This is a genomic window from Alteromonas gilva (assembly GCF_028595265.1).
Classification (GTDB): domain Bacteria; phylum Pseudomonadota; class Gammaproteobacteria; order Enterobacterales; family Alteromonadaceae; genus Alteromonas; species Alteromonas gilva.
Genome location: NZ_JAQQXP010000001.1, coordinates 898,134 through 910,382, shown reverse-complemented (window position 1 = coordinate 910,382; position 12,249 = coordinate 898,134). Strand labels below are relative to the sequence as shown.

General features: G+C 47.9%; 9 protein-coding genes. 3 read left to right on the top strand and 6 right to left on the bottom strand.

Features of this window, described 5'->3' with window-relative positions:
* Nucleotides 1–11 precede the first annotated feature (11 nt).
* Together pdsS and OIK42_RS04045 are read left to right on the top strand one after the other, a co-directional pair.
* Entirely contained in the window at nucleotides 12–2,180 is a 2,169-nt protein-coding gene (pdsS, locus tag OIK42_RS04050; RefSeq protein WP_273638505.1) for a proteobacterial dedicated sortase system histidine kinase, read from the top strand.
* A gap of 65 nt (nucleotides 2,181–2,245) precedes the next feature.
* Nucleotides 2,246–2,677, top strand: a complete 432-nt coding sequence (locus OIK42_RS04045) for a hypothetical protein (protein ID WP_273638504.1) — start codon at nucleotides 2,246–2,248, stop codon at nucleotides 2,675–2,677.
* Nucleotides 2,678–2,681: 4 nt separating this feature from the next.
* Here OIK42_RS04045 and OIK42_RS04040 read toward each other — a convergent pair whose 3' ends face one another.
* Complete coding sequence (locus OIK42_RS04040; RefSeq protein WP_273638503.1) at nucleotides 2,682–3,764, bottom strand: CNNM domain-containing protein; 1,083 nt, start codon at nucleotides 3,762–3,764, stop codon at nucleotides 2,682–2,684.
* 426 nt (nucleotides 3,765–4,190) lie between these two features.
* Here OIK42_RS04040 and OIK42_RS04035 point away from each other — a divergent pair, with 426 nt between their 5' ends.
* Nucleotides 4,191–5,357, top strand: a complete 1,167-nt coding sequence (locus OIK42_RS04035; protein ID WP_273638502.1) for an alpha/beta hydrolase — start codon at nucleotides 4,191–4,193, stop codon at nucleotides 5,355–5,357.
* Between the two features lie 364 nt (nucleotides 5,358–5,721).
* On the opposite strand, the gene OIK42_RS04030 is transcribed toward OIK42_RS04035, so the two are convergent.
* From OIK42_RS04030 to tuf, 5 genes are all read right to left on the bottom strand, one after another.
* Nucleotides 5,722–7,326, bottom strand: a complete 1,605-nt coding sequence (locus OIK42_RS04030; RefSeq protein WP_273638501.1) for an L-lactate permease — start codon at nucleotides 7,324–7,326, stop codon at nucleotides 5,722–5,724.
* Nucleotides 7,327–7,416: 90 nt separating this feature from the next.
* On the bottom strand, nucleotides 7,417–9,003 hold the full coding sequence (locus OIK42_RS04025) for a sensor domain-containing diguanylate cyclase (protein WP_273638500.1): 1,587 nt from the start codon (nucleotides 9,001–9,003) through the stop codon (nucleotides 7,417–7,419).
* A gap of 7 nt (nucleotides 9,004–9,010) precedes the next feature.
* Nucleotides 9,011–10,285 carry a hypothetical protein gene (locus tag OIK42_RS04020; RefSeq protein WP_273638499.1) on the bottom strand — a complete coding sequence of 425 codons (1,275 nt, stop codon included), beginning with the start codon at nucleotides 10,283–10,285 and terminating at the stop codon, nucleotides 9,011–9,013.
* Nucleotides 10,266–10,706 (bottom strand): hypothetical protein, encoded by a 441-nt coding sequence (locus tag OIK42_RS04015; RefSeq protein WP_273638498.1) that lies wholly within the window; start codon nucleotides 10,704–10,706, stop codon nucleotides 10,266–10,268. The genes OIK42_RS04020 and OIK42_RS04015 overlap by 20 nt, the downstream gene beginning before the upstream one ends.
* 329 nt (nucleotides 10,707–11,035) lie before the next feature.
* The gene (gene tuf, locus OIK42_RS04010) at nucleotides 11,036–12,220 is read right to left on the bottom strand and encodes an elongation factor Tu (protein ID WP_273638497.1); all 1,185 of its coding nucleotides are present in this window, start codon (nucleotides 12,218–12,220) and stop codon (nucleotides 11,036–11,038) included.
* Nucleotides 12,221–12,249: the final 29 nt, after the last annotated feature.

The following is a 12,249-nucleotide window of genomic DNA, read 5'->3' as shown; positions in this document are numbered from 1 at the left end:
AATTACATAGCGTGCAGGTACGATTTTCAATTCGTTTACAGTTGTTGGTGCTGTCTCTGTTTTTGTTTGCTATTCCCTGGCTGGGTTATAAGTACGTATGGGAACTGGAGCAATACTTACGTATCGGTCAGGAACAAACCATGATTGGCACAGCGCGCGCCGTGGCGACTGCCTTGCATGAGCGTCCGGCATTGTTTGACAGTCAGTCGGCCTATTTGCAGGACGTGCGTCCCGGCACCGATCTCTATGCCCCGCCTATCGAGGTACCCATTCAGTTAGACGGCCGGCTGCAGGAGTGGCGGGCCGTTTCACCCCTTATCCAATCCTACGATGACCGCAACGTAGTCACCTGGTTTACCGAGCAGCCGCTTGACGTAACACTGAAAGCGCAACACATGGTCGGCCGCTATGAACAGTATTTTTATGCCATGTTTGAAGTCACCGACGATCAGGTGGTATTTCGCGCCCCCAACAGCTTAAGCGTGGATCGCTCCGATCACTTGCTGATTGGCATGCTCGACACCCAGGACACGCTGCATCGCTATATTATTTCTCCCTATCAGCCAGGCTGGGTAAACGCCTATCAGTTGGATGACAACCCCAGTCGCTTCAGAGCGGTTGAAAACGCGCTGGATATTCAGGGACGCTGGGAGCTCACCGAAAAAGGTTATAACATTGAATTACGCTTTCCCATTGATATGACGTCGGGCGCCCTGGCATTTGCACTGGTGGATGTCGATGACCAGATAAGCCGCCAAAAACGCTATGCGGTGGGTACCGCTAACCCCAATCAGAGTGATGATTTAGGCACGGTGGTAACCCCTTCACCAGAAATAGAACGGATATTATCGGGTCTACGCTATGCCGATTCACGGGTATGGGTCATCGACAAGCATAAACGGGTTCTGGCAAGGGCAGGGTCAATTCAGTCATCGCCTGGTTTAAAAGCCGAGAATAGCGAACAGGCAAGTAAAGACTGGTGGAACTATATCGAACAACAATGGTTGCTGCCTTTGTACTATCAGATTCTTACCCGGCCCCCCGGCGACTTTGTTGACGAACTGGCCGATGCCTATGCACTGGCAGGCAAAGATATTAATCAGGCCCTCAGCGGGCAGTCAGACTCGTTATGGCGCTTAACGCCCGACAACAAAGCCGTTATTTTGTCTGCCGCCTACCCTATTTTTATTGGTGATTCAGTGATGGGGGCGGTCGTTGTCGAACAGACAACCAATGGCATTCGTACCCTGCGCAACCGCGCCCTTGAGCAGCTTTTTCATGTCATACTCGCCGTGATGCTATTGGGTACCTTTGGTCTGCTTATGTTTGCCCACCGTATTTCGAGCCGTATTCGCACCCTCAGAGACAATACTGAAGCTGTTATCGACGCCAATGGCAAAATCGTCGGCACACTGCCGCAAGTAAAACAAGGCGATGAAATTGGCGACTTATCGCGCTCATTCAGCGCTGTGTTGAGTCGATTACAGCAATATAATTCTTATCTGGAGAACATGGCGTCGCGACTGTCTCACGAGCTGAGAACGCCCATTGCAGTGGTGCGCTCATCATTAGATACACTGACTCAGGTACAAGACGCTAGTCAGCAGCAGGTGTTTTTAAGCCGCGCTCAGTCGGGGATCAGCCGCTTGAGCAGTATTTTAAACAGTATGAGTGAGGCAACACGGTTAGAGCAGGCGATCAGTCAGGAAGACCGCGAGCGTTTCGACGCGGTCAGTGTCATTAGCGGCTGTGTTGAGGGGTATAAGCATGCCTATCCACGGCGGAAGTTTTCAATAAAATTAAGCTGTGACACGGCAGAATTATGCGGTTCACCCGACCTGATTGCCCAAATGCTGGATAAGGTGATTGCCAATGCTGTGGAGTTTAGCCAGCCTGACAGTACAATTGCCCTGCACCTGTGGCAGGAAAACCGCCAGTTTAAATTAAGCGTTACCAACACCGGGCCCTTGCTACCGCGAGGCATGCATGAAGAATTAACCCAATCGATGGTATCAGTAAGAAACGACACAAACACTGCTGACGGGCCACCACACTTGGGATTAGGGCTCTATATCGTTAGCATTATTGTCAGTTTTCACCGCGGCACTATTGCCCTGCAGGATTTGCCGGATAATACCGGTGTATGTGTCGTAATTGGGTTACCATTACATAAACATTAAGCCCGGCACCGCCTGTTTCAGGGCAGATCACGCCGCCGCAATCAGATAAGAGGTAAGGTAGAATTATGAACGCAGTCGATCCACGCATGATAGCGCTGGAAAATCAGTTTAAACAACTACATGTACAATTGTTTGATACCTTCAGCCATGCGCAGTCAGCGGTCATGACAGCGGTTCAGACCGGCCAGGACATTACGTCAGACAACGAAGACTACCAGCAGCTAAAACGGGACTTTCAAGTTACGACCACGGTCTACCAGGGGATGGGAAGTTTGCCCCAACATATTGGCGCAACCAAAACCTTAATGCAGCGCGAAGATGTGTCCTGTTTGCATATGACCCAGGTGTGGGCCGCGGCCGTAAGCTCACTGTGCTGCGACAGAATGCTCGCTATGGTGCCTGAAGATCTGCGTGACGAGCCGACCATTACCGATGAATTAAAACAAAAACATGCTGAGCATACCAGAATGTGGCAGGAGCGCCTGTACAACGCATAGACGGTTACTTATCTTTGCCACCCGCTGTCATACTGCTGTCCGGGGCGTTTTTAAACATCATCTGCCGTTTGCGGCGGTGCATCATGTAGGCGAGACGGCGCATACTGACATTGGTGTCTTTTTCATCGACAATGTCGACCCCAAGCAGGCGTTCGAGTAAGTCTTCCAGGGTCAATACACCTTCCAGACCACCGTACTCATCCACGACTAACAGCATATGGATATGGCTTTTCAGGAAGTGATCAAAGGTCACCGACAGCGGCATAGAACCCAGCACTGTCACCATGCTCATGCGGTAACGGCTCAGCGTAGTATTCCCCTCTCCCTTAGCTTGTGCGACCAACAAATCTGAACGCATTACAACGCCGGTTATTTGCTCACTGTCATCGCTTTCGTACACCGGTATACGCGAATACTCAATGTTGCCATGTTTATGAAAAAACTCGGTCACTGTCAGGTTTTCCGGTACCGAGAACACCTGAGTACGGTGGGTTATGGCATCTTTAACCACCAATTCGTTTAAGCCCAGTAAACTCTTTACAAACGACGCCTCGTGCTCCTCCAGTTGGCCTTCTTCACCACTGAGTTCTGCCATCGCATGCAACTCGGCGCGATTCAGGCCGCGTAACGGGCTTTCCTCTTTAAAGCCTTTGGTTAACCATTCTGACATGCGGACAAAGGGCCATAAAATAACCACCAGATATTTTAAAAAGTAGGCTGTTACCGGCGCTAGCTGGCGCCAAAAAGTCGCCCCCAGAGTTTTAGGAATAATCTCTGAAAAAATTAATATTAGCAGCGTAAGAATCGCTGAAATCACGCCCAGATAAGCATCACCAAATACAATAGCGGCCTGTGCACCGGCCCCTGCAGCCCCCATGGTATGAGCAATGGTATTTAACGAAAGGATTGCCGACAGCGGCCGGTTTATGTCGTCGGTTAACCCCCGCAGCACCTTGCCACTGGGTTTACCGTCTTTTTCAAGTACCGAAATATAAGCCGAGGATACGCTTAAAACCACCGCTTCAGCAATGGAGCAAAGAAACGAAAACCCCAGCGCGATGACCACGTATACCAATAGTAAAATCATTAACAGCAATCCATTGTTCTAAATATGGAAGCCACTATTATGAGGCCAAAAACAACAGTTACAACCTTAATAAACATTGGCTGAGCAGTTTTACGCAAATCCACGTTTTCTCGCTATGCCTGTGTTGCTTCGAACAGCGCTGTTGCCTGAAGAGAAACCAAACAACGTAAAGTATCAGGAGGGAGTTCCGCATTTAACTGGCACTGGCTTGTTCGCACCAGACTGAGACCATGACAGATTCTGTAACAAGATTAAATGCCAACAATAGGTATACGTGGTTGTTTTTCCCGGATCTCTCCCTACATTCTGGTTAATGCAATTAACCTCATAAATAGCGAACAATCGTTGCAGTTATTGGCTAAATTGAACGTCTATATTCCTACGTCCGGTCTGAAACGTTTTACTACAATGAAAAAAGGATTTCTCGTGAACAAATTTTTATTACTCTTCTTTCTGGTTCTGACACTCGCCGGTAAAGTTTCACCCTCGATTGCGCAGGTCACGTGGCAACCGGCTCAGAAAATTGAATCATCATTTCTTAATGAAAGCCGTTCATTCCGCGTATCACTGCCCGATAACTACAATAAAACCCCCTCTGCGCAGTATCCACTATTATTGATTTTGGATGGGCAGCGCTACGGTGACGTTGTTGCCAACAACGCACGATTTTTATCCCAAACCGGGGATATTCCACAGCATGTCATTGTGGCGCTGGACTCAGTCAACAGGTTACGCGATTTTACTCCTACAGATTCATCTGCTTGGGTAGGTGATGGCGGCGCCAACAAATTCTTAGCTTTTATAGAACAGGAATTAATGCCCAAACTCGTTAAGAAACATCGTGTTGGCGCTCACAAAATCCTATGGGGACAGTCACTGGCCGGATTGTATGTGATGTACCATTTGTATACTGCACCGACAACTTTTGACGCTTATATGGTGAATGACGGAGCCCTCGATTGGGATGGGCAAATCGTTGCTGAGCACTTACAGGAATATCTGGCGGGTGCACACCGTCCAAAACAGTTTCTATACTTTAACAACAGCTTCCTGATAGACGACGTTCCACAAGAGTTTAAATTTATTGAGCCGTTGAAAACACTGTTAAAAAACAATGCCGGAGAGCAGCTTCGTTGGGTACATGAGAATTTATCCAGGGAAAGTCATGCAACAATTCCTTTAGTTGGTAGCATACAGGGGCTCAGAGCACTGTACGAAGGGTACCGCATTCCTGAATCCATTATATTTAGCGGGCTGGAAGCAATAAAAACATATTTCGATGGCATAAAGAACCGCATCGGGGCGAGCGATAAGCTTCCGGAGGACGCACTGTTAGCATTAGGGTTTCATACGCTTTTTGCCGATCCTGCCTCTTCCGTTGACGTCTTTGAGTATTGTACTTCTTTACATCCAGATTCTATTGGAGCCTGGGAAGGGCTGTCTGAAGCCAATGTGATGCAAGGTAATGTCGATGCGGGTATCCACGCGATAGAGCAGGCTATTCGTGCCGCTAAACGCACCCAATCACCAGAGCAGTCCCGTCTGGTAGAACACAAAAATACGCTGATATCAGAACGAAACAATACAGACTAAGCAGTTACTTCTGCTTTGTATTCCGGTAGAGGTGCCAGTCAGGTTCTGCGCCTGATGCCCTCTACTACCAAAGATTAATTAACAAAACGCCACTTTCTTGTTACAATTTAATCACATTCGATAAATACAGAGGTTCGAATCATGCTTAAACCAAGACTTTCAGACCAAGTGGCCCTGGCGTTATATACCCTCTCTTTGTTGGTTATTACCGCAGGTATTTTCAAAGCATATTTTTAATCGTTAACACGTTTTCCCATTCCAACTCAAACCAAGCCCAAGGTAATCCCCAGGCTTGGTTTTTTGTAGCAACAATTGCCATAACCTCGCTCTGCGAACATCAGCCCCGGCGATTGATACCACGTTATCAGAGCATATAGACACCGACTAATCCGGCCAAACAGCCATATAACAGCATAATACCCGCTGTGCGTTTGAGTATTACGCCATCTTGATTGGTTAATCCCAAAATAGAGGTCACTGCCACAATATTATTAATGCATACCATGTTTCCCATGGCCGCGCCCACCGATTGCATGGCCAGAACAGAGGTGACAGAGAGGCCCAACTGCTCAGCAATAGACAGTTGGATGCCTGCAAATGTTAGGTTCGAGATGGTTGCAGAGCCAGAAAAAAACGATCCCAGCGCGCCAAGAAATGGTGCAAAAAAGTCCCAGTGGGATCCTGTGAGACTGGCCAGATGATTACCCAGAATAGTCACCGGGCTCATTGGTTCAGACGTATCACTGTCCTGCAGCATCATCAGGTTTACAAATACCAGCGCCCCCAAAAGTGCCCAAAAAGGGCCCGCTATTTTGCTTATCGTATACCGGCTAACGGAGGCTAAAGCCTGACACCGATGCAAGTAGAGGGTGAGAACGCCAACAATCATAAACGGCAATATTGATGGCACATAAAGCAGACTGTGCTGCCAGCTCTGAGTCGTGTCAAAAATATCTTTGAGGGTCAGCACTAACGAAGCGCTGATACCAAATTGCCCCATATAGCCGAGATCAATCAGGACTGCAGGGTCAGCACTTTGCAACACTGTCTTGAGACCCAATTGCTGGATTCGGGTAACGATTAATACTAGCACGGTTGCCCACAACGGAAAGGTAGCTTTCACTAATGCGGCCGGGCGCACAGGTCGTTCTTTTTGAACAGACACATTGGCATTATCGAGTGTCTGCAGGCCAATGTTTTGTTTCGCCAGTATAATGGTGATAATCAACCCCACCATACCACCAATTAACGACGGAAACTCGTTGCTGTACTGGCTGATGATCAAGTACGGAAACGTGCATGAACACACCGATAACAGAATAAATACGGCGTTACTGAGTAGCTCTTGCTTGTTTTTGATTACCAGGGCAAGGCCGGCGAACACCACAAAGGGGGCTGCAATAGCATTGATCAACGCGGCCTGCCACGCGATATCGGTAAGTTGCAAAGCGGTTAGCTCAATGACTGAGAAGCCGAACCAAATGGGTGTACCCACTGCACCAAAGGTAACCGGTATGGTATTGAGTACCAGACAAAACATAGCGACCCGCAGAGCAGGCAACCCCAGACTAACAAGCACCGGCGCAGCAATAGCCGCAGGCGTACCAAAGCCACTGGCGCCCTCAATAAGAAAAGCAAACGCCCAGCCAATGATCATGAGCTGGGCAATGGGGTTTCGGCTAATTCCATTGAGCCACAGGCGTATGATAGCCAGGGCGCCACTGACTTCCATCGTTCTGAACAGGAATATAGCACCGGCAATAATCGACACCGGCGTTAAGGCCATGAGTAAACCGCTAACCACCGTGGCATGCACCAAAGTGCCATCAAAACGATATACCAACAGCACAACAACATAAACAACCAGCGCGCAAAGCGGCAGAGCACGACTGGATGCCATACTATGTTTTTTACTCATTAAATAAATGAGTAGCACAATGGGCAAATAAGCAAATGTTAAATGAAGCATAAAGCCTGGCCCGGCTATGTCTGGAACTCAGCGTATGCTCAGTATGTCAGTTTCAATCAGCGCTTTAAACCAGTATCAGGTCAATTAACCCTAAACAATATCGTAATTCGCCCGGCCGTGACTTTTAACCTGATACATACTTTCGTCGGCCTTAGCCAGCCAGTAATCCAGGGATTTGCTGGCGTCTTCTGCAACGACCACTCCGATACTGGCTGATAACGTCACGCTGGTATCATGGGCAATCATAATCGGCTCCTCTATACTGTGCAGAAGAGTATTGCAGAGTGTACTCAGCGATGAATGAGGTAAGTAGGGGCGCTTAAATCCCACCACAAACTCGTCTCCCCCCCACCGACAACACACATCCGACGGGTCATTAAATAGCAATTTTATTCGTTGACTCACTTCAGTCAGGACTAAATCCCCGGCATCATGGCCATAGGTGTCATTAATAGGCTTAAAGCGGTCCAGGTCAATCATCATAAACACTTTAACGTTGTTAGTTTCAGTGTCATCGAGTAAATACTGAAAACGCACTTCACCGCCTAAGCGGTTATAGAGTCCGGTAAGCGCATCATGCTGAGCCTGGTAACGGACTTCGGCCTCGCGCTCTTTACGCTCAGTAATATCATTCACAATCACCTCAAAGAGTACATCATCCTCATCTCTTAACACCACGCGCTGATCTGACACTGCCGCGAATAAACAATGAACCCAACGCCGTTCTCCGGCACTTTGATAAGACAAATCTAATGATACGGGCTTTATATCGGTGGACGATTTCAGTGAAGTGATGACACTGGCAACCGTTTCTGCATCATCAAACATTTCAATGAAATCTTTAATCGAGAAATTACTACCGACGATGCTATTAAACTTGGGGTTTTCAATCAGTATGCCTTTTTTGGTGGAAATGAGCGCAATTCCGACTGATGCTTTGTCGAACAACAAGCGCAATTGCTGTTCGAGCTTCTCGGTATGCACTCGTAATTTTCGCTCCGCCAAAAAGTTACTGCGCACAGCCCGGATCAGGCCATTGATTTGCTCAATGAGAAAACCCAACTCATCCTGGCGCGCGTAATCAATGTTGATTTTCTCCAGCTTGTCCGGACTCGACGGATCGACATTTTCAAAGGCATTTTTCAGCTTAACTAGAGGGCCGGATAAGGTGTACTGAAGTGTGCCCGCGATGGCAAGCGTTATAAAAAACGACACCAGTAAAATCTGCAGCGCGCTGCCTTTTGCTTCTTGCAGTGCTAACTCTCTGATAAAAGCAGCATCGGGGTACAACTCCAACTCCCCCATCTTCTCATTGCTGATAAAAGGGTGGTAAAGCATACGGACAATTGGCGTGGTTGATGGTTCGCTGCTAAGGCTTGTCGCCAGCACGCTATAGGTCGTATTAATGCGCACATTACCGACTAAATCATTGAGCACTAAGCCACTGGTGATTTCACTGGCCAATTCCTCATCTTCTACATAAACTGCGATAGCTGCGGTTCTGGCCGCGCTGGCGGCGAGTTGATTGACTAAGCGATAACTTAACGCCTCTTGTTTTTTTAGTGCCAGACTAAACACCACGATACTGCCGGCTACGGATAGAAAGATACCAATCAGGGCAACAACCAGAGCCATCCTGACGTTTAGTTTTTGCGTAAAAGGCTGAAAAGTAGTCATGGCAACCTTAAAAAATAGTGCTTAGATTGATACTTGCCACAGTGATGTAGCGCTTGTTACCAACACTTACTTCCAGGTCACTGCCCCAAATGCCATAGCCCGGGCCGCTTATTTGATAGCGAGCCACTTGTCCTTTAAGGGCCCAGCGCTCATCAATATCCCAGCGAGCTCCAGCAGTAACAGACTGCTGCTGCATTCTTGATATATCCAACAAGTTCTGCGAGCCGCGGTGCATTCGCGAGAGTGCCTGACGTCCATCCCGCGTAGGCACACCCTCGTAGTCAGGCTCTGCTAAGACAGTGCGTTTATCTGTCGTATTCAATTTAGCCAGGGTGATGTAAGGGGTAACATCGCCATAAATATAGCCAAATGTGGTATAGCCATAGGCAAGGTTATTCAGTAGCGCCCAATCAATATCTAACATGGCAACTTCTGACATAAGCAACCAGGTACCATTATTGTAGTGATAACCCAGCGCAGCGTAGGTGATTTGCTTCCCTTTAAAATCTATTGCCCTGGCAAAGTTACCTGCAGTCGGCCACCATGATTCAGGGATCGACGGTAATCGCCGTTGAAAGTCATTCAGGCTGCCAAAATAGGAATCTTCGCCATGAAAATGACTCAGCGTCGCTTTGATCCCCCAGCTACTGGTTTCAAAACTCAACGAACCATTTACCACCCGTTTGTATTTCAACCAGTAGTCATCGCCAGTACTGGCTATGTTCGCCTGACTATCTCCGTAGGCAAACGTCGCCTGCATTATGCCGGTGCTAACGGATTTACGGTACTCCAGTTCAGCACCATCAATGTAGGAGATATTCGACGAGGGGGTATAAAACTCCGTTGGCGGACTGGCCCACAGGGTACTGTAACCTACATTCAAATATTCGGAAGTCAGGTAAGCATTGTAGTTTAATCGACCTAACCGCGCAGACCAGTTGCGATTAAAGCGATAACGCACAAAGGCCATCTCAAGAAAATCTGCTATCGAATTATTATGCTTATGCTCAAGCAATGCCTGCACAACAATATCCAGCTCATCGGATACCTGGTAGTTAATCTGCACCCCTAATAACGAATTAGTTTGCCAGTTTATGCCCGCCTCGGGAATGCGGTCAAGCGACGACTGAAAAATCAGTTCATCGTCATTACTGGTGGTAAAACCAGCCGTAGCGAAACCACTTACTTCTATGTCCGCTGTCGCTATGGGCGTTATCATACTCAGGCCAGTGAGATAAACCAGCATGATTACTCGCCGGGCATTATTCCAGAACAAGAACAATTTTCATCTCCTCTGAAACGCGGCTGGCGGGAAGGTATGCCAGGCCTGTTGGGTTGTCCAGTATAAACCGTATACTTTGCTGCACGCTATCAACTTGTACCGGTGGCTTTGCCCGTCCGGAGAAGACCAACCGGGACCAATAAGCGTTAATTTGCTTTTGATTTTTGCCGACTAAACGTTGGTAAAAGGTACCTCGAAGCGCTGGGTTACCGCTGTAATCGACAGGTTGAACTCGTTCGCCATTTTGCAATACATCAAACCGACCCATAAAAACGTCAATCAATTCCCGTTTGCTGATGGACTCAATGCGGCTCGCGCCAGAGACTGCCACCACAATATCACCTTCACTGGCCATAGCATGCATATCCAAAAGTGTTATTGGCATCATCAGTGCAAAAAGGCATATCTGTTTTAATGTCATCAATATTAAAAACTTAAAAAGCTTGCTTAAACAATTTGTTAGTCCAATCCTAAAGATAGTCGGTAACCGAAATTCTTAAAGGTATCTGGGCACTTTTTAAACACGCCAAATAATTGCTGCCGGTCAAAATAACCACCACTTCCACCTACCTTGAGCCAGCATCTGTATATCATTACGACAGGGCGAATGTTTACGGCTCTGCAGTGTCTTCATCCAAGACAGTCAACATTGCTGCATAGGCGCTCCCTGGTGGCGGCACCCAAAGGGAGGCAGACATAAAAAAGGCCGCTTACGCGACCTTTTTTTGGGTTGGTGTTTAAAACTATCGATTAAGCGATAATTTTAGAAACAACACCAGCACCTACAGTACGACCACCTTCACGGATTGCGAAGCGCAGACCTTCGTCCATCGCGATTGGTGCAATCAGGTCAACTACAAACTTCAGGTTGTCGCCTGGCATTACCATTTCTACGCCTTCTGGCAGCTCAACAGCACCAGTTACGTCAGTTGTACGGAAGTAGAACTGTGGACGGTAACCTTTAAAGAATGGCGTATGACGGCCACCTTCGTCTTTAGACAGTACGTAAACTTCCGCTTCAAACTTAGTGTGTGGCGTGATTGAACCAGGCTTCGCCAGTACTTGACCACGCTCTACGTCGTCACGCTTAGTACCACGTAACAGAACACCTACGTTCTCACCTGCGCGACCTTCGTCAAGCAGCTTACGGAACATTTCAACACCGGTACAAGTTGTCTTGGTAGTATCTTTGATACCTACGATTTCAACTTCTTCACCTACTTTAACGATACCTTGCTCAACACGGCCTGTTACAACAGTACCACGACCTGAGATTGAGAATACGTCTTCGATTGGCAGGATGAACGGCTTATCGATGTCACGCTCTGGCTCTGGGATGTATGAATCCAGGGCTTCACCTAACTCAACAATCTTCGCTTCCCAGGCTGCATCGCCTTCAAGCGCTTTCAGTGCAGAACCCTGGATAACCGGCAGGTCATCACCTGGGAAATCGTACTCTGATAACAGTTCACGAACTTCCATTTCTACCAGCTCAAGCAGCTCTTCATCATCAACCATGTCACATTTGTTCATGAATACGATGATGTAAGGTACGCCAACCTGACGACCTAACAGGATGTGCTCACGAGTCTGAGGCATAGGGCCGTCAGTCGCAGCAACTACCAGGATCGCGCCGTCCATCTGAGCAGCACCGGTGATCATGTTTTTAACATAATCGGCGTGTCCAGGACAGTCTACGTGTGCGTAGTGACGAGTTGGAGTGTCATACTCTACGTGTGAAGTAGAGATGGTGATACCACGTGCTTTTTCTTCTGGCGCATTATCGATTTGATCGAATGCTTGCGCAGAACCACCGTAAGTCTTTGCAAGAACAGTAGTGATTGCTGCTGTCAGAGTGGTTTTACCGTGGTCAACGTGGCCGATAGTACCCACGTTTACGTGGGGTTTCGACCGTTCAAACTTTGCTTTTGCCATTTTTCTCGTTTCCTAAGTTAAAAGTCCGC

Excerpts from the sequence above, each read along its gene's own strand:
- OIK42_RS04040 (WP_273638503.1), bottom strand. The coding sequence starts at position 3,764 with ATGATTTTACTATTGGTATACGTGGTCATCGCGCTGGGGTTTTCGTTT.
- tuf (WP_273638497.1), bottom strand. The coding sequence starts at position 12,220 with ATGGCAAAAGCAAAGTTTGAACGGTCGAAACCCCACGTAAACGTGGGT.
- OIK42_RS04015 (WP_273638498.1), bottom strand. The coding sequence starts at position 10,706 with ATGACATTAAAACAGATATGCCTTTTTGCACTGATGATGCCAATAACA.
- OIK42_RS04030 (WP_273638501.1), bottom strand. The coding sequence starts at position 7,326 with ATGCTTCATTTAACATTTGCTTATTTGCCCATTGTGCTACTCATTTAT.
- OIK42_RS04025 (WP_273638500.1), bottom strand. The coding sequence starts at position 9,003 with ATGACTACTTTTCAGCCTTTTACGCAAAAACTAAACGTCAGGATGGCT.
- OIK42_RS04045 (WP_273638504.1), top strand. The coding sequence starts at position 2,246 with ATGAACGCAGTCGATCCACGCATGATAGCGCTGGAAAATCAGTTTAAA.